The sequence below is a fragment of the Dactylosporangium sp. NPDC005572 genome (assembly GCF_040605515.1).
Classification (GTDB): domain Bacteria; phylum Actinomycetota; class Actinomycetes; order Mycobacteriales; family Micromonosporaceae; genus Dactylosporangium.
This window is the reverse complement of the sequence record NZ_JBEXCY010000242.1, coordinates 1-16,260: the sequence shown is the minus strand read 5'-3', so window position 1 is coordinate 16,260 and position 16,260 is coordinate 1. Positions and strand designations below refer to the sequence as shown.

At 71.8% G+C, this 16,260-nt stretch carries 18 protein-coding genes and 1 pseudogene; 6 read left to right on the top strand and 13 right to left on the bottom strand.

The features are described 5' to 3' along the window. From ABZS66_RS53450 to ppdK, 4 genes and pseudogenes are all read right to left on the bottom strand, one after another. A pseudogene (locus ABZS66_RS53450) lies at nucleotides 1-241 on the bottom strand (deoxyguanosinetriphosphate triphosphohydrolase); the annotation flags it as partial. Nucleotides 242-286: 45 nt separating this feature from the next. Then, nucleotides 287-1,414 carry an AI-2E family transporter gene (locus ABZS66_RS53445; RefSeq protein ID WP_354771244.1) on the bottom strand — a complete coding sequence of 376 codons (1,128 nt, stop codon included), beginning with the start codon at nucleotides 1,412-1,414 and terminating at the stop codon, nucleotides 287-289. Next, nucleotides 1,411-1,764, bottom strand: a complete 354-nt coding sequence (locus tag ABZS66_RS53440; RefSeq protein ID WP_354771242.1) for a VOC family protein — start codon at nucleotides 1,762-1,764, stop codon at nucleotides 1,411-1,413. The genes ABZS66_RS53445 and ABZS66_RS53440 overlap by 4 nt, the downstream gene beginning before the upstream one ends. A 253-nt stretch (nucleotides 1,765-2,017) precedes the next feature. Next, nucleotides 2,018-4,669 (bottom strand): pyruvate, phosphate dikinase, encoded by a 2,652-nt coding sequence (gene ppdK / locus ABZS66_RS53435; RefSeq protein WP_354771240.1) that lies wholly within the window; start codon nucleotides 4,667-4,669, stop codon nucleotides 2,018-2,020. A gap of 549 nt (nucleotides 4,670-5,218) precedes the next feature. Between ppdK and dusB the strand changes: the two genes are divergently transcribed. Further along, complete coding sequence (gene dusB / locus ABZS66_RS53430) at nucleotides 5,219-6,373, top strand: tRNA dihydrouridine synthase DusB (protein WP_354771238.1); 1,155 nt, start codon at nucleotides 5,219-5,221, stop codon at nucleotides 6,371-6,373. Between the two features lie 96 nt (nucleotides 6,374-6,469). Next, nucleotides 6,470-7,186 carry a zf-HC2 domain-containing protein gene (locus ABZS66_RS53425; protein ID WP_354771236.1) on the top strand — a complete coding sequence of 239 codons (717 nt, stop codon included), beginning with the start codon at nucleotides 6,470-6,472 and terminating at the stop codon, nucleotides 7,184-7,186. Between the two features lie 34 nt (nucleotides 7,187-7,220). On the opposite strand, the gene cobF is transcribed toward ABZS66_RS53425, so the two are convergent. From cobF to ABZS66_RS53400, 5 genes are read right to left on the bottom strand one after another with little or no spacing between them, the layout of a single operon-like run. Beyond that, complete coding sequence (gene cobF / locus ABZS66_RS53420) at nucleotides 7,221-7,961, bottom strand: precorrin-6A synthase (deacetylating) (protein WP_354771234.1); 741 nt, start codon at nucleotides 7,959-7,961, stop codon at nucleotides 7,221-7,223. A gap of 9 nt (nucleotides 7,962-7,970) precedes the next feature. Next, nucleotides 7,971-8,447 (bottom strand): hypothetical protein, encoded by a 477-nt coding sequence (locus tag ABZS66_RS53415; protein ID WP_354771232.1) that lies wholly within the window; start codon nucleotides 8,445-8,447, stop codon nucleotides 7,971-7,973. A gap of 59 nt (nucleotides 8,448-8,506) precedes the next feature. After that, nucleotides 8,507-9,238, bottom strand: a complete 732-nt coding sequence (locus ABZS66_RS53410) for a histidine phosphatase family protein (protein ID WP_354771230.1) — start codon at nucleotides 9,236-9,238, stop codon at nucleotides 8,507-8,509. Further along, on the bottom strand, nucleotides 9,239-9,967 hold the full coding sequence (locus ABZS66_RS53405; RefSeq protein WP_354771228.1) for a TIGR03943 family protein: 729 nt from the start codon (nucleotides 9,965-9,967) through the stop codon (nucleotides 9,239-9,241). Next, the gene (locus ABZS66_RS53400) at nucleotides 9,964-10,905 is read right to left on the bottom strand and encodes a permease (protein ID WP_354771250.1); all 942 of its coding nucleotides are present in this window, start codon (nucleotides 10,903-10,905) and stop codon (nucleotides 9,964-9,966) included. The genes ABZS66_RS53405 and ABZS66_RS53400 overlap by 4 nt, the downstream gene beginning before the upstream one ends. A 146-nt stretch (nucleotides 10,906-11,051) precedes the next feature. Between ABZS66_RS53400 and ABZS66_RS53395 the strand changes: the two genes are divergently transcribed. Further along, nucleotides 11,052-11,528 carry an XdhC family protein gene (locus ABZS66_RS53395; RefSeq protein WP_354771226.1) on the top strand — a complete coding sequence of 159 codons (477 nt, stop codon included), beginning with the start codon at nucleotides 11,052-11,054 and terminating at the stop codon, nucleotides 11,526-11,528. A 21-nt stretch (nucleotides 11,529-11,549) separates the two neighbouring features. Here ABZS66_RS53395 and ABZS66_RS53390 read toward each other — a convergent pair whose 3' ends face one another. The 4 genes from ABZS66_RS53390 to ABZS66_RS53375 all read right to left on the bottom strand — a co-directional run bounded on the left by ABZS66_RS53390 (nucleotide 11,550) and on the right by ABZS66_RS53375 (nucleotide 13,796). Next, nucleotides 11,550-11,840 (bottom strand): metalloregulator ArsR/SmtB family transcription factor, encoded by a 291-nt coding sequence (locus ABZS66_RS53390; RefSeq protein WP_354771224.1) that lies wholly within the window; start codon nucleotides 11,838-11,840, stop codon nucleotides 11,550-11,552. Next, a complete protein-coding gene (locus ABZS66_RS53385) occupies nucleotides 11,827-12,699 on the bottom strand; it encodes a metal ABC transporter permease (protein WP_354771222.1) in 873 nt (290 codons plus the stop codon). Before ABZS66_RS53385 ends, ABZS66_RS53390 begins: the two co-directional genes overlap by 14 nt. An 87-nt stretch (nucleotides 12,700-12,786) precedes the next feature. Continuing rightward, nucleotides 12,787-13,494 carry a metal ABC transporter ATP-binding protein gene (locus ABZS66_RS53380; RefSeq protein WP_354771248.1) on the bottom strand — a complete coding sequence of 236 codons (708 nt, stop codon included), beginning with the start codon at nucleotides 13,492-13,494 and terminating at the stop codon, nucleotides 12,787-12,789. A 41-nt stretch (nucleotides 13,495-13,535) separates the two neighbouring features. Beyond that, complete coding sequence (locus ABZS66_RS53375; protein ID WP_354771246.1) at nucleotides 13,536-13,796, bottom strand: DUF6703 family protein; 261 nt, start codon at nucleotides 13,794-13,796, stop codon at nucleotides 13,536-13,538. Nucleotides 13,797-13,813: 17 nt separating this feature from the next. Between ABZS66_RS53375 and ABZS66_RS53370 the strand changes: the two genes are divergently transcribed. The 3 genes from ABZS66_RS53370 to ABZS66_RS53360 all read left to right on the top strand — a co-directional run bounded on the left by ABZS66_RS53370 (nucleotide 13,814) and on the right by ABZS66_RS53360 (nucleotide 16,160). After that, nucleotides 13,814-14,134 carry an antibiotic biosynthesis monooxygenase gene (locus ABZS66_RS53370; RefSeq protein WP_354771220.1) on the top strand — a complete coding sequence of 107 codons (321 nt, stop codon included), beginning with the start codon at nucleotides 13,814-13,816 and terminating at the stop codon, nucleotides 14,132-14,134. Nucleotides 14,135-14,153: 19 nt separating this feature from the next. Beyond that, nucleotides 14,154-14,657: a hypothetical protein gene (locus tag ABZS66_RS53365; RefSeq protein ID WP_354771218.1), complete on the top strand. Its 504-nt coding sequence runs from the start codon at nucleotides 14,154-14,156 to the stop codon at nucleotides 14,655-14,657. A 123-nt stretch (nucleotides 14,658-14,780) separates the two neighbouring features. Further along, nucleotides 14,781-16,160, top strand: a complete 1,380-nt coding sequence (locus tag ABZS66_RS53360; protein ID WP_354771216.1) for a glycine--tRNA ligase — start codon at nucleotides 14,781-14,783, stop codon at nucleotides 16,158-16,160. Nucleotides 16,161-16,260 lie beyond the last annotated feature (100 nt).

Genomic DNA, 16,260 nt, shown 5'->3' with positions numbered 1-16,260 from the left:
CGAGCCGGGCGCCCATCTCCCGGCCGATCTGGGCGACCTCCAGCGAGTGGGTGAGGCGGGTGCGCAGGAACGAGTCGGCGCCGGCCCCGTGCACCTGGGTCTTGGTGGCCAGCCGCCGGAACCCGGCCGAGTGCAGCACCCGGGCCCGGTCGCGCTGGAAGGCGGTCCGCCCGTTGTCGGCGGTGGTCGTGGTGAAGTCCTTCAACGGCTCTTCGACAAAGCGCTGTTCGTCAGACGTCACGGTTCGAGCTTAGAGCCGGTCCGGAGCCGACAGGCCCCGACCAGATCAGTCAGGACTGTCCTTGTCGCCCGGCGCCGGCTTGGGGCCGTCCTCGTCGCGCGGCGCCGGGATCGGCACCGGCGGCGGCGCGGCCGGCTCGGCGGGCTCGGGCGGCTGGTTCAGCGCCTCGACCATCGGCGTCATGAGCACCTTGACCGCCGCGACGATCGGGATCGCCATGAGCGCGCCGACCACGCCCAGGATCGCGCCGCCCACGAGCGCCGCGAGCAGCACCGCGACCGACGACAGGTCGACGGTGTTGCGCAGCACGCGGGGCGCGATGAGGTAGTTCTCCAGCTGCTGGTAGGCCAGGAAGAACACGACGACGACCACCGCCGTCGGCCACAGGTCGCCGGTGACCAGCGCGACGATCGTGCAGCCCACCGCGCCGACGGTGGCGCCGATCATCGGGATCAGGTCGGTGACCGCGACGAACACCGCGAGCGGCAGGGCGTAGGGCACGCCGAGGGCGAACAGGCAGGCGAACGACGTGACGCCCGCGAACAGCGAGATGATCAGGTTGCCGATCATGTAGCCGCCGACCTTGTCGACGACGACGTTCACGGCCTGCGCGGCGCGCGGGCGGCGGGCCCGGGGCACCAGCCGGACCAGCCCGCGGCGCAGCCGGGGCAGGTCGGCCATGAAGTAGATGGTGAGCACGGCGACGAGCAGCACGTTGAAGAGCGCGCTGAAGATGCCCGTGATGACGCCGAGGGCGCCGCCGCCGACCTTCGCCGGCACGGTCTTCGCGAACTCGGTGAGCCGGGCGGTGAGGCCGTAGCGGTCGGCGACCTCGCGGTAGGCGCGGGAGCGCTCGGGGAGCTCCTGGAGGTACTGCGGGATGTTCTGCAGCAGCTCACCGGCCTGCCCGACGAGGGGCGGGACCAGCGACCAGACGAAGGCGACCAGGAGCCCGACGGCGACCACCAGGATGGCCGCGACCGCGACCGAGCGCCGCACCCCGTGCCGGATCAGCAGGCGGACCGCCGGGTCGAGGCTCACCGCCACGAACAGCGCGATGACCACCTGGACGAGGACCCGGCGGACGCTGTACAGCGCGAAGGCGCCCGCGGCGACCGTCAGCAGGCCGAGGCCCGCCGCGACGCTCAGGCGGTACACCTTCGCGAAGTTCATCGCGACGGCCTGATCACGCAGAACTCGTTGCCCTCGGGGTCGGCCAGCACGATCCAGGCGGCCTCGTCCGGCTGGCCGACGTCGACGTGCCGGGCGCCCATGTTGACCAGGCGCTCGATCTCACCGTCGAGGTCGTCCGGCCGGAGGTCGAGATGCAGCCGGTTCTTCGCGTGCTTCGCGTCGGCGTGACGCAGGAAGACCAGCCGGGGATGGCCGTCGCGGTCCGGCCCCACCACGACCTCGTCCGGTGAGACGCGTTCGACCTGCTGGTCGAGCACCTCGGCCCACCAGCGAGCGAGGCGCTCCGGGTCGATCGCATCGACGATCAGGGCATACCACCGGCTCCCCATGCACACCTCCGTGGTCGGCGTGGGGACCCACCATACGCCGCGTCGACACCTGGTGCAGCCACGCCGCCGGGCCTGGGGCGGCGCACCATACCGTCTTTCCGGAGGCCGCGGAGGTCAAACGTCACATTGCAGAATCCGACGACCGATCAGGCAGGTGTCCGCACGGCGCCATGACCCGACGAAAGAGGCCGGGGCGTCGTTGCCCCGGCCTCTTCGTGCCCACCGGGGCGCCGTTGCCCCGGTGGACGTCTGCTCACCGGGAGTCGGACCCGGTGGACTCGATGGCGGCGCGGCCCGCCTCCAGGCGCGCGACCGGTACCCGGAACGGCGAGCAGGACACGTAGTCCAGGCCGACCTCGTGGAAGAAGTGCACCGACTCGGGGTCGCCGCCGTGCTCGCCGCAGACGCCGAAGTGCAGCTCCGGCCGGGCGGCGCGGCCCTCGTCGACCGCGATGCGCACCAGCCGGCCGACCCCGTCGCGGTCGATCGACTCGAACGGCGAGACGCCGAAGATGCCGAGCTCCAGGTACCGCCAGAAGAAGGCCCCCTCGACGTCGTCGCGGGAGAACCCCCAGCCCATCTGGGTGAGGTCGTTCGTGCCGAACGAGAAGAAGTCGGCGGCCTGCGCAATGTCGCCGGCCGTCAGGGCGGCCCGCGGCACCTCGATCATCGTGCCGATCTTCACGTCGACCGCGAACTCGCCGATGATCTTCTCGGCCTCGGCGCGGATCGTCTCCAGCTCCTGCACGGCGCCGACGAGCGGAACCATGATCTCCGGGTGCGCGTCCGGCACCTGCGCCGCCGCCTCGACGATCGCCCGCACCTGCATCGCGAACAGGCCGGGGATGACCAGCCCGAGGCGCACGCCGCGCAGGCCGAGCATCGGGTTCTCCTCGTGCATGCGACGCACGGCGTCGAGGAGGTCCTTGTCGTGGCCCGGGTCCTCGCCGCGCTCCTCGGCGACGGCGACCTTCACCGCGAGGTCCTCCAGCGGCGGCAGGAACTCGTGCAGCGGCGGGTCGATCAGCCGTACCGTGACCGGCAGGCCCGCCATCTCGCGGAACAGGTCGGTGAAGTCGGCCCGCTGCAGCGGCAGCAGCTCGGCCAGGGCGGCGTCGCGCTGCTCCGGCGTGCGGGCCAGGATGAGCCGCTCCACCAGGGCGCGGCGCTCGCCGAGGAACATGTGCTCGGTGCGGCACAGCCCGATGCCCTGCGCGCCGAACCGGCGGGCCCGGGCCGCGTCCTCGCCCGTGTCGGCGTTGGTGCGCACGCGCAGCCGGCGCCGCCCGTCGGCGTGGGTCAGGATCCGGTGCACCGCGCTCACCAGCGGGTCGGCCTGCGGGTCGAGGTTGCCCTCGAAGTACTGCACCACCGGGGAGGGCTGGACCGGCACCTGGCCGAGGTAGACCCGCCCGGTCGTACCGTCGATCGAGATCACGTCGCCCTCGGACACCACGTGCCCGTTCACGTTGAACTGTCCCTTGTGGACGTTGACCTCGAGCTCGTCGGCGCCGCAGACGCAGGTCTTGCCCATGCCGCGGGCCACCACGGCCGCGTGCGACGTCTTGCCGCCGCGGCTGGTGAGGATGCCCTGGGCGGCGATCATGCCGGGCAGGTCGTCGGGGTTGGTCTCCCGGCGCACCAGGATGACCTGCTCGCCCTCCTTGGCCATGGCCACCGCGTGCTGCGCGTCGAAGACCGCCTTGCCGAACGCGGCGCCCGGCGACGCGCCGACCCCGCGGGTCAGCTGCTCGGGCTCCTCGGTCAGGTCGAACGTCGGGAACATGAGCTGGGCCAGCTGGTTGCCGTTGACCCGCTTGGTGGCCTCGTCGAGGTCGATCATGCCCTCGTCGACGAGGTGCGTCGCGATGACGAACGCCGCGGCGGCGGTCCGCTTGCCGACCCGGGTCTGCAGCATCCACAGCTTGCCGCGCTCGATCGTGAACTCGATGTCGCACAGGTCGCGGTAGTGCTCCTCGAGCTTGGTCATGATGGCCATCAGCTCGTCGTAGGAGCGCTTGTCGAGCTGCTCCAGCTGCTGCAGCGGCATCGTGTTGCGGATGCCCGCGACGACGTCCTCGCCCTGGGCGTTGGCCAGGTAGTCGCCGTACACGCCGCGCTCGCCCGTGGCGGGGTCGCGGGTGAACGCCACACCGGTACCGGAGTCGGGCCCGAGGTTGCCGAAGACCATCGCCACCACGTTGACCGCGGTGCCGAGGTCGGCGGGGATGCGCTCCTGCCGCCGGTACAGCACCGCGCGGTCGGCGTTCCACGACCGGAACACGGCCCCGATCGCCAGGTCGAGCTGCTCGCGCGGGTCCTGCGGGAAGTCGCGGCCCGTGTGGTCCTTGAAGATGGTCTTGTACTGCGTGACGAGCGCCTTGAGCGCGTCCGCGTTCAGACCCACGTCCTCGCGGGTGCCGCTGCGCACCTTCGCGTCGTCGAGCGCGTGGTCGAACTCCTCGCCCGGCACGCCGCAGACGGTCTTGCCGAACATCTGGATGAGCCGCCGGTACGAGTCCCAGGCGAACCGCTCGTCCCCACCCGCCTGCGCGGCCAGCCCGGCCACGCTCGCGTCGGTGAGCCCGACATTGAGGACCGTCTCCATCATGCCGGGCATGGAGAACTTCGCCCCGGACCGCACCGAGACGAGCAGCGGGTCCTCGGCGTCCCCGAGCCGCCGGCCCATCTTGCCTTCGAGGGTCGCGAGGTGCCGCTCGATCTCGTCGCGGGCGGGCACCTCGCCGGTGCGCAGGAACTCACGGCAGGCGTCGGTGGTGATCGTGAAGCCGGGTGGGACCGGCAGGCCGAGGTTGGTCATCTCGGCCAGGTTGGCGCCCTTGCCCCCGAGGAGGTCCTTGAGGTCGCGGTTGCCTTCTTCGAAATCGTAGACGAACTGCTCCACAACGCCTCCATACCCATGGTGCTGCGGCCTAAGTCCTCGTTAGGTCCGCACACCGTAAGGCGTCCTTCCGTATTTCGGCACTGTCGGGTGAGAAGTAGCACAACGATTGGTATACCCGTCGATTACACAAGCCTGTGGGAGCGATTCCACGCGCAGAAATGCGCACGAGAGCGCTCTCCAAAGATTTTCAGCATCGGCACGTTTCCACACTTCGGGATGCATTCACCTGCTCTGTGGATCGCAATTTCGCGCACTTTCAAGCATCAGTTCTGCACACGACATGACTCCGCAACACGACGGTCACGCCAGGCACCCAACCGGACACCACCGAACATTCCCGACACCCCGGCCCAGCCGCTCTCTCGACGCATGTCGATCCCGCCCCGCACCCACCACCCGAGCCGGCTTTCGCCGGCCGCGGCCGCGGTCGTTCTCATGATCGTGGGAAACATCTGGCTGCCATGACAGCCAGATCCTTCCCTTGATCATGGGGTTGAGGCCCGGCGGGCGCGATTGGGGCGGGTCCCCCCGGCGTGACATGCTCGGAGCGTGCCGTTGCAGCTCGGAAGCTTCGCCGTCGATCCGCCCGTGGTGCTCGCGCCGATGGCCGGGATCACCAACGTGGCGTTCCGGCAGCTCTGCCGTGAGCAGGGTGCGGGGCTGTACGTATGCGAGATGATCACCACCCGCGCGCTCGTCGAGCGGAACCCCAAGACCATGAGCATGATCAAGTTCGGGGTGGACGAGCGGCCGCGGAGCCTGCAGCTGTACGGGGTCGACCCCGCCACCATCCGCAAGGCCGTCGAGATGATCGTCGAGCAGGACCTCGCCGACCACATCGACATGAACTTCGGGTGCTCGGTGCCCAAGGTCACCCGGCGCGGCGGAGGCAGCGCGCTGCCGTGGAAGCGGCGGCTGTTCGGCTCGATCGTGTCGTCCGCGGTCGACGCCGCCCAGGGCCTGCCGGTGACCGTCAAGATGCGCATCGGCATCGACGACGATCACCACACGTACATCGACGCCGCCCGCACCGCCCAGGACGCGGGCGTGGCCTGGGTCGCGCTGCACGCCCGGACCGCCGCCCAGCGCTACTCCGGGCAGGCCGACTGGGCCGCGATCGCCGCGCTCAAGGAGGCCCTGGACATCCCGGTCCTCGGCAACGGCGACATCTGGGAGGCCACCGACGCCCTGCGCATGATGGCCGAGACCGGCTGCGACGGCGTGGTCATCGGCCGCGGCTGCCTCGGCCGGCCGTGGCTGTTCGCCGACCTCGCCGCCGCCTTCGCCGCCGCGGAGCGGACCCGGACCGACCCCACCGACGCCACTCCCGCCGCCGAGCGGACCCTTCCCGGCCTCGGCGAGGTCGCGGCGCTCATGTACCGCCACGCCGAACTGCTCACGCAGTGGCTCGGGACCGAGCGCGAGGGTGTCACCGACTTCCGCAAGCACGTGGCCTGGTACCTGAAAGGCTTCCCGGCCGGCGGCGAGCTGCGCCGCCAGATGGCCATGGCCTCGTCCCTGGCCGAGCTGAGCGACCTCCTCGCCCAGCTCGACCACGCCGCGCCCTTCCCCCGCGAGGTCCTCGGCCAGCCGCGCGGCCGCACCGGTACACCGGGCAGGGTCGTCCTCCCCGACCGCTGGCTCAACGACCGCGACGCCGACGAGGTCCCCGAGGGCGCCGAGCTCGACGACTCAGGCGGCTGAGCAGCTGCTCGCGCAGATCGCCACCTGTCGCGGTCGGGAATCGTGCCACGCGGACCGGGGCGGAACTTTGCGGCTGCGGCGCGCGACAATCCAACCGTGGAGTGTGAGCAGTACCGTGAGGCGCTGTCGGCCCGGCTCGACGGCGAGGACGAACCGATCGCGCCGGCGCTGGTCGACGCGCACCTGACCGGGTGCGCCGCGTGCCGGCAGTGGGAGCGTGAGGCGCAGGCCGTGACCCGGCTGGTGCGCCTGCAGCCCGTGACCGCGACCCCGCCCGACACCGCGCAGCTGCTGAAGGGGTTCAAACCGCGCAAGCGGCTCGTCCAGGTGCTGCGGGTGCTCCTCGGCGTCTTCGGGATGGCCCAGTTCGTGCTCGGCATCGCCCAGGCCGCGACGGCCGCCTCCACCAACCACATCCACCAGGCCGGTCACGTCTTCCACGAGTCCGCCGCCTGGAACGTGGCGATCGGCGCCGGTTTCGCCTGGATCGCCACCCGGCGGGCCAGCCCGGCCGGGGCGCTGCCGATGCTGACCGCGTTCGTCGCCCTGCTCGCGCTGCTGAGCACCAACGACCTGATCGCCGGCACGGTCGAGACCGAGCGGCTGGTCAGCCACGGCTTCGTGCTCGCCGGCTACGCCATCGTCGTGGCGCTGACCCGGCCGGGGCTCGACCCGGGCCGCCCGCCCGCCGGCCGGCAGGGCCCGCCGTGGCGCTGGCGCCGCCCGGCCGCCCTCGACGAGGAGCCCGCGGCGCCCGTGCGGCTCAGGGTGATCCCCGGTCAGGCGACGGCGAGCGTCAAGAAAGCCGCCTGAGACCCGCCGCAGGACGAGCGCCGAGAGAAAGCGCCTAGACCCGCCGCAGCAGGTACGTGTCCATGATCCAGCCCTTGCGGGCCCGGGCCTCGGCGCGCACCCGCTCGATCTCGCCCAGCACCTCGCCGAGCCGCCCGGCGACGAGCAGCTCGTCGGGGGTGCCGAGGTACGCGCCCCAGTAGATGTCGACGGCCTCGTCGCGGTACGCCCGGCAGGAAAGATCGGCGTCGAGCATGACCACCACGTCGTCGCACCCGTCCGGCCACCCGTCCGGCCACCCGGCCGCCAGCCGCCGGCCGGTGGTGATGTGGACCGCGCCGGCGACCCGGTTGAGCGGCACCCGGTGCCGCGCGGTGAGCACCTGCACGCTGCTGATGCCCGGGATCACCTCGAAGTCGACATCGCCGAACGAGTCGAGGATGCGGATCGTGCCGTCGTAGAGGGCCGGGTCGCCCCACACCAGGATGCCGCCGACGCCCTCCTCGGCGGCCATCGCCTCGTGCAGCACGCGGGCCCGCTCGTCGCGCCACTCCCGGACGGCCCCGCTGTAGTCGGCGGCGACCCGGTCGCGGGGCGGGTCGGTCAGCGTGACCGTGCGGTGCTCCCGGGTGACGAACCGCTCCAGGATCGCGTGCCGGGCCGCCGTGAGGTCGCTCGTGGCACCGCCCTTGTCGAGCACGAAGAACACGTCGACGGCGTTCATCGCGGCGATCGCCTGCACGGTGACGTGCTCGGGATCCCCGGCTCCGATCCCGATGACCAGCACCTTGCGCATGCGGTGACGCTACCGGCCCGGCTGCAGCAGGCCGCGGGCGACCAGGAGATCCCGGGCGGCGGCGACGTCCTCGGCCGGCATGAGCGTCCACGGCACCGCGAGCACGCCGCTGCCCTTGACCGTCACGACCCAGAACTCCCCGGTGTCCGCGACCCGGTCGACGGCGTCCCACTCGTAGGCGCCGCGGAAGCCCGGCGTGGTGGCGACGACCCCGGTGTCGGTCAGCTCGTAGGTCGCGGCCTCCGCCAGCAGCCCGGTGCGGGCCTTCGCCGCCGCCCGGGGCAGCGCCCACGGCAGGACCAGCAGACCCGCACCCGCGCCGGTGGGCGCGTACCCGGCCGGGTGGCCCGTCACGACCAGCGCCAACCCTGCGGCGGCGAGGAGGATTCCGCCCGCGAAGAGCAGCTGGAGCTTGTGCCGCTTCGCCGCCCGAACCTGCCGTCGCGCCCGGTGCCGGTCGGGCGGGACGGTGAAACTGATGTGCATCGCTCCCCGATCATCGATCGTCCGTGGAGACAGTACGCCACGTCGATCTCTGGCCACGATCAGATGCCGTCGGCCGCCGACCCCACCGTCCAGTACACCTGGTTGTAGTCCTCCAGTCGCAGCGGGCCGCCGTCGCCGTCGCAGCGGTAGGTCGTGACGCCGCAGTTGGCCGGGGACTGCCCCTCCGGCCACCGCTGCGCCTGCGAGTAGCTCCAGCCCTCCAGCAGGAAGCGGAAGCAGCGCAGGGTGCCACCGTGCGTGACGACCATGACCTTCTGGCCGGCCCGGTCCTGGAAGAGCGCGTCGAGGAAGGTGTGCACGCGGCCGGTCACGTCGGCGAGGCTCTCCCCGCCGGGCGGGCGGGCCATGAAACCGCCGAACGTCTGCCAGTACTCGTTCAGCCAGGGGAAGGCGGCCTCCGCCTCCGCGGTCGTCATGTCGTAGGCGAAGCCGGGGTCGCGCTCGCGGATGAACAGGTCGTTCTTGCACCGCATGCGGGCGCGTTCGTCCTCGCCGTACGCGCTGAGGATGCCCTCGGCGGTCTGCACGGTCCGGGCGTAGCCGCTGGTGTAGACGTAGTCGAAGGTGCCGAAGCGCTCGCGGATCCCCTGCCCGGTCTGGGCGGCCTGCTTGTGGCCGTCCTCGGTCAGCTCGATGAGGTGGTCGGGCACGCCGCGGACGATCTGGCGGGCCGCGTCGTCCGCGAAATACACGCTGCCCTTCTTCGCCTGGTTGCGGGCCGACTCGGCGTGCCGGACGAGTACCAGGAGCGCGGGGCGTTGCAGGTCCATCTACGACTCGTACTGCTCTTCGGGCGCGGGTATCAAGGTGACCTCGGACACTTCGAGGTACGGAATCGTCTCCCCGTTGACCGAGTCCTTGATCTGCCGCGCGGTGTAACGGCCGGTCACCCGCAGCCACTGCTCCTCGGCCAGGCCGTCGGGCAGCTCGCCGTCCAGCGCGATCTTGACCGGCCGGGCGTCGGCGGCGCAGCAGCTCACCATCATCCGGGCGAGCAGCCAGGCGCCGCCCGGGCCGCGCATCGCGAAGCCGGTGAGCTCCACCCGCCGGTCGCCGAGCGACACCCCCTGGTCGAACACGGCCCGGGAGGCGTAGTCGAGCATCGAGATCCGCACCGGGTCCCCGGCCGGCAACGGCGCGAAGTCGGACTTCGCGACGAGCGCGGAGCCGGACCGGCCGGCCGCGTAGGACCCGAGGGCGGGCGGCGCCACGAGCAGCAGCCCGATCACCGGCGCGAGCAGCAGCCAGGCGACCCGCGGCCCGCCGGACCCGTGCCCGTGGCCGTCGTCGGCGTGGTCGTGCTCCTGCTCGTGCCGGTGGCCCGGACGCAGCTCGTACCACAGCGTGAAAATCCCGGCCACGACCAGCAGGGCGCCGGACGCGATGAGATACGGCTGGAGGCTGGGCTTGACGTAGTTGAGGTACTGCCCGGTGAGGCTGGCCCGCAGGACCGCGCCGCCGACCAGCAGCAGGATGACCGCCTGCGCCTGCCGGTTCACAACAGCACCGTTCCGACCACGGCGGAGACTCCGATCGCGAGCACGAAGGTGGCCGGCGCGAACCGCAGGGCGAAGGACCTGCCGAAGATGCCGGCCTGCATGGCGAACAGCTTGAGGTCGATCATCGGGCCGACGACCATGAAGGCCAGCCGGGCCGTCATCGAGAACTGGGTGAGCGAGGCGGCCACGAAGGCGTCGGCCTCCGAGCAGATCGACAGCAGGACGGCGAGCAGCCCCAGCACCAGGATCGCGACGGCCGGGTTGGCGGCGAGCTGGGAGAGCCACTCCTTCGGCACCACCACCGCGATCACGGCGGCGCAGGCCGCGCCGATGACCAGGAACCCGCCGGCGTGCAGCACGTCGTGGCGCACGGAGGCCCAGAACGCCGGCCACTTCGCCATGCCGTCGAGGTGGGGCCGGGCCGGCATGCGCAGCCAGCTGCCCTTGCCGAACGCGTGCCACAGCCACCCCATCAGGCAGGCCACCACCAGGCTGGCCAGGGCCCGGGCGACGACGACGCGGGGCTGCCCGGGGAACGCCACCGCCGTGGACACCAGCACGATCGGGTTGACGGCCGGCGAGGCCAGCAGGAACGCGAACGCCGCCGCGGGCGTGACCCCGCGCCGCACGAGCGCCCCGGCGACCGGCACGCTGGCGCACTCGCAGCCGGGCAGCACCACGCCCGCCACCCCCGCCGCCGGCACCGCGAGCGCGGGGTGCCGGGGCAGCGCCCGGGCGAAGAACGAGGGCGGCACGAACACCGCGATGACCGCCGAGAGCACGACCCCGAAGACCAGGAACGGCACCGCCTGGGTCATCACCGACACGAACACGGTGAGCCAGGTCTGCAGCACCGGCGCGGCCAGCGAGCGGGTGATCGGCCCGCGGAGCACCACGACGAGCACGAGCAGCCCGGCGAGCACCTCGACGGACCCGATCCGCCACCGCCTCCGGCCACCCCGGGGCGGCGCCGCGGCGGGTGCGGGCGATTCAGGGTGATCGGTGAGGGTCACGGGCCTGAGGTTAGCGCGTGGGTTGGTACCTTCGGCATGAAGCGCCGACGAACAATTCGGAGCGTGATGTGATGGTCGCAGGATTCGACTCGATCGGCTGCGCCCTTGCGCACGGTGCCGTGGAGCCCGCGGCGGACGGCCGCGCGCTCGTGGCGGTGTTCGACTCGCCGGTCGCCACCCACCTGATGCACATCGCGGCGACGCTGGGCTACCGCGTGGCCCTGGCCGATCCGGACCTGGCGGGGGTGACGATCGACGCGGAGACGGACGTGGTGGTCTGCGACCACGACCGTCCCGAGCTGGGCGCCGCCCTCCGGGCCGCGCTCGCCTCCCCGGCCCGCTGGATCGGCGTGATGGGCAGCCCGCGCCACACCGGCCCGCACGTCGCGGCGCTGCGGGAGCTGGGGGTGCCGGAGGAGGACATCGCCCGGGTGCACCGCCCGATCGGCCTGAACATCGGCTCGAAGACCCCGGCGGAGATCGCCCTGGCCACCCTGGCCGGCCTGATCGCCGACCGCAACGACCGCCCGGGCGGCTTCACGTTCTGAGCCGCTGAGCCGCTCGACCGCTCAGCGGGCCTCGCGGGCGTGGGTCACCGCGTCGGCCACGATGTGCGCGATGTGCTCGTCGGTCAGCGAGTACGCGATCTCGCGCCCCCGCCGCGCCCCGCGCACCACCCCGGCCCCGCGCAGCACCCGCAGGTGCTGCGAGACGAGCGGCTGCGCCGCGCCCAGGGAGTCGACCAGCTCGTGGACGCACCGCGGCCCCTCGGCCAGCTCGGTCACGATCCGGATCCGCAACGGGGCCGACAGGGCCCGGAGCAGCTCGCCCGCCGCCTCGTACCCGTCACTTGTCGACATATGCGTAACGGTAACCGTTCTCACTTTGCCGCTGCGCACCCGTGCGGCGGCGGACCGCCCGCACCAGCCCCGCACCCACGGTGACCGCGAAGAAGCCGGCGATCGCCAGCAGCACCACCGTCGCGCCCGGGCCGGTGTCGACCTGGGCCGACACCCAGACCCCGCCGCCGGACGCCAGCAGGCCGAGCAGGACGGCGGCCAGCATGGTCACCTTGAAGCCGCGCGTGATCTGCTGCGCGGTGGCGACCGGCACGACCATGAGGGCGCTGACGAGCAGCAGGCCGACCGCCCGCATGGCGACCGTGACGGTCACCGCGGTCGTGATCGCCAGGACCAGGTTGAGCGCGCGGACGGGCAGGCCGGACACCCGGGCGTACTCCTCGTCGTGGCACACCGCGAACAGCCACGGCCGCAGCAGCACCGCCACCGCCAGCACGATCGCGCCCAGCACGAGCATGACGGTGAGGTCCTGCCGGCTCGTGGTCAGCGGCGAGCCGAACAGGTAGGTCACCAGGCTGCGGTTGCTCTGCGCGTCGGAGAGGTTCACGAGCACGACGCCGCCGGAGATGCCGCCGTAGAAGAGCATCGACAGCGCGATGTCCCCGGAGGTCTTGCCCCGCTCGCGCACCAGTTCGATGACGACCGCGCCGACGACGGCGGCCAGCACCGCCATGAGCACCGGGGACTGGTTGGTCAGCAGCCCGACGCCGACGCCGGTCAGCGCGACGTGGCCCAGGCCGTCGCCGATCAGCGACAGGCGGCGCTGGACCAGGTAGATGCCGATGGCGGGCGCCGCGGCGCCGGTGATGAGCGCCCCGATGAGCGCCCGGATCATGAAGTCGTGCTCGAAGAGGCTCACGCGACCTCCGCTCCGCTCCGGCCGCATGAGCTGATGCTCTGAGCCAACTGGTGAGCGGCCCCTCCGCTCCGCTCCGGACCGCTCACGTCACGCCGCCGGGGCGTGCGGGTGGACGTGGTCGTTGTCCGTCTCCGGCGGGTCCCCGTCGTGGACGATCTCGCCGTGGTGCACGACGACGGCCCGGGTGATCAGCGGCCGCAGCGGCCCGAGCTCGTGCGCGACGAACACCACCGTGCCCCCGTCGCGGACGAACCGGTCCAGGCACCCGGCGAACGCCTCCTGGCTGGCCGCGTCGACCCCGGCCGTCGGCTCGTCGAGCACCAGCAGCTCCGGCCGGCCGGCCAGCGCGCGGGCGATGAGCACCCGCTGCTGCTGCCCGCCGGACAGCACCGAGACCGGCTCGCGGGCCCGGTCGGCCAGCCCGACCGCGTCGAGCGCCTCGCCGACGGCCCGCCGGTCGGCGGCGGTCGCGATGCGCAGGAACCCGCGGCGGGCGAGCCGCCCCTCGGCGACCACCTCGGCGACCGTGGCGGGCACGCCGCTGCCGGCGCCGACCCGCTGCGGCACGTACCCCAGCCGCTTCCACTCCCGGAACCGCCGCAGCGGGGTGCCGAACAGCCGCACCTCGCCGGCGCTCAGCGGCACCAGCCCGAGGGCGGCCTTGACCAGGGTGGACTTCCCGGACCCGTTGGCGCCGAGGATCGCGACCACCTCGGCCGGGGCGACCTTGAGGGACACGCCGTCGAGCACGGGGCGGCCGTCGTACGCCACCACCGCCCGGTCAACCTCTAGCACCACGCTGTCGAGCCTGCCCGATAATGAGAATCGTTGTCAACTTAAGCGATCTTGAACACGGCGAGGGCGAGCAGCAGGCCCAGGATGACCAGCCGCGCCACCCGGGCCCGCGGCGGGTGCACCGCCCAGGTCTTGGTCAGCACCCAGACGACCCCCGCGGCCAGGAGCAACAGCAGCGCTCCCCCGACGATTCCCGGCAGCACCAGCGCCACGAACACCAGCACGCCCACGCCGAGGAACACCGCGGTCGGGTTCAGCCGGCCCAGCCGGCGCAGGACACGCTCGGACATCTCACTCCTCAGGTCCGTATGCTCGCGGCATGCTGGTGGTGACACGGTTCGTCGTCGACGACCCCGCAGGCTTCCCCGAGCGGGCGCACGCCGCGCTCGGCGCCCTGGCGGCGTGCCCAGGGTATCTCCGGGGCAGCCTCGGACGGGCGTACGACGACCCGGCGCACTGGACGATCCTCACCGAGTGGGAGTCGGTCGGCGCCTACCGGCGCGCCCTGTCGAACTTCGACGTCAAGATGTACGCCACCCCGCTGCTCGCGCAGTCGCTCGACGAGCCCTCGGCGTTCGAGGAGCTGGCCACGGTCGCGCCCGGTGGCGAGCTGACCGTGACCGCGAGTGACCGCGCCTGAGGGCGGATAGGCTTCGGTCATGATGCCGCCTCAGGTCGATGAGGTGCCCGCGCCGCCGGCCGGGCCGGGGGTCGTCGCGCCATTCGCCGCCCCGCCGCGCGACCGCGACATGAAGGGCCTGTGGATCGGCCTGGGCGTCGGCGGCCTCGTGCTCGTCCTGTGCTGCGTGGGCGGCGTCCTCGGCGGCGGCTTCTTCATCTCGTTCGCCGACAACCTGGCCCGCACCCAGGTCGCCGACGTGGCCCGCGGCTACCTCGGCGCGCTCCAGGCGGAGAACTACGAGCGCGCCCGCAACGAGTACCTGTGCGCCGCCGAGCAGAGCCGGCACACGGTCAACTGGTTCCGGGACCACTACGCCGCGTCACCGGTCGTCGCCTTCTCCGTCAACGAGGACGACGTGAGCATCCAGCAGGACATCGTCGTGCCGGCCAACGTGGAGCAGGAAGGCCAGGCCCCGCGCTGGATGCGGTTCGTCATGACGCAGGAAGGCACCCGATATGTCATCTGCGGCGGCGTCGAATAATCTGGTGCGGCTCACCGTTGCGTAACCGTAGCGTCGATGGGGACGTTTGACGGTTCGCCCGTCCTTTCCGCTTATGACCGCCTTGCCGACAGCCAGTCGCCGTGAGGCTTAGGAGGAACCACCATGGCCGCCGATCGCATCGATTCCGTCGTCAGCCTCGCGAAACGGCGGGGTTTCGTCTTCCCGTCGAGCGAGATCTACGGTGGCACCCGCTCCGCCTGGGACTACGGTCCGCTGGGCGTCGAGCTCAAGGACAACGTGCGCCGCCAGTGGTGGAAGACGACCGTCCAGCAGCGCGACGACATCGTCGGCCTGGACTCGGCCGTCATCCTCGCCCGCGACGTCTGGGTGGCCTCCGGCCACGTCGAGGCGTTCGTCGACCCGCTGACCGAGTGCGCCTCCTGCCACAAGCGCTTCCGGGCCGACCACCTCGAGGAGGCGTGGGAGGCCAAGAACCCCGGCAAGCCGTTCGTGCTGGGCGAGCTCAACTGCCCCAACTGCGGCAACAAGGGCACGTTCAGCGAGCCGCGCATGTTCAACGGCCTGATGAAGACCTACCTCGGCGCCGTCGAGAACGACGAGGGCCTGCACTACCTGCGCCCGGAGACCGCCCAGGGCATCTTCGTCAACTTCAACAACGTCGCCGGCGCGGCCCGCAAGAAGCCCCCGTTCGGCATCGCGCAGGTCGGCAAGAGCTTCCGCAACGAGATCACCCCGGGCAACTTCATCTTCCGCACGCGCGAGTTCGAGCAGATGGAGATGGAGTTCTTCGTCGAGCCCGGCACCGACGAGGAATGGCACGAGTACTGGCTCCAGGAGCGCTGGAACTGGTATCTCGACCTGGGCATCTCCGCGGACAACATGCGCTTTTACGAGCACCCGAAGGAGAAGCTCTCCCACTACTCGAAGCGCACGGTCGACATCGAGTACCGCTTCCGCTTCGGCGGCACCGAGTTCTCCGAGCTCGAGGGCATCGCGAACCGCACCGACTTCGACCTGAGCACGCACTCCAAGCACTCCGGCGTCGACCTGTCCTACTTCGACCAGGAGAAGAAGGAGCGCTGGGTCCCCTACGTCATCGAACCGGCGGCCGGCCTGACCCGCGCCGTGCTGGCCTTCCTGCTGGAGGCCTACGACGAGGACGAGGCCCCGAACACCAGCGGCGGCGTCGACCGCCGCACGGTCATGCGCTTCGACAAGCGCCTGGCCCCGGTCAAGGCCGCGGTGCTCCCGCTGTCGCGCAACGCCGACCTCTCCCCCAAGGCCCGCGACCTGGCCGCCCAGCTCCGCAAGCGCTGGACGGTCGACTTCGACGACGCCCAGGGCATCGGCCGCCGCTACCGCCGCCAGGACGAGATCGGCACGCCGTACTGCCTCACGGTCGACTTCGACACCCTGAACGACAACGCCGTCACGGTCCGCGACCGCGACTCGATGACGCAGGAGCGCGTCTCCATCGACCAGGTCGAGAGGTACCTGATCGAGCGCCTGCCCGGCTGCTAGTTCCTCCTTCTCCGGGACTCGGGTCCGCGCAACGCACGACCGTCGCTCCCGCCAGGCACCGCTCGTGGGCCCGGGACATCCGTCCCGGGCCCACGACCCG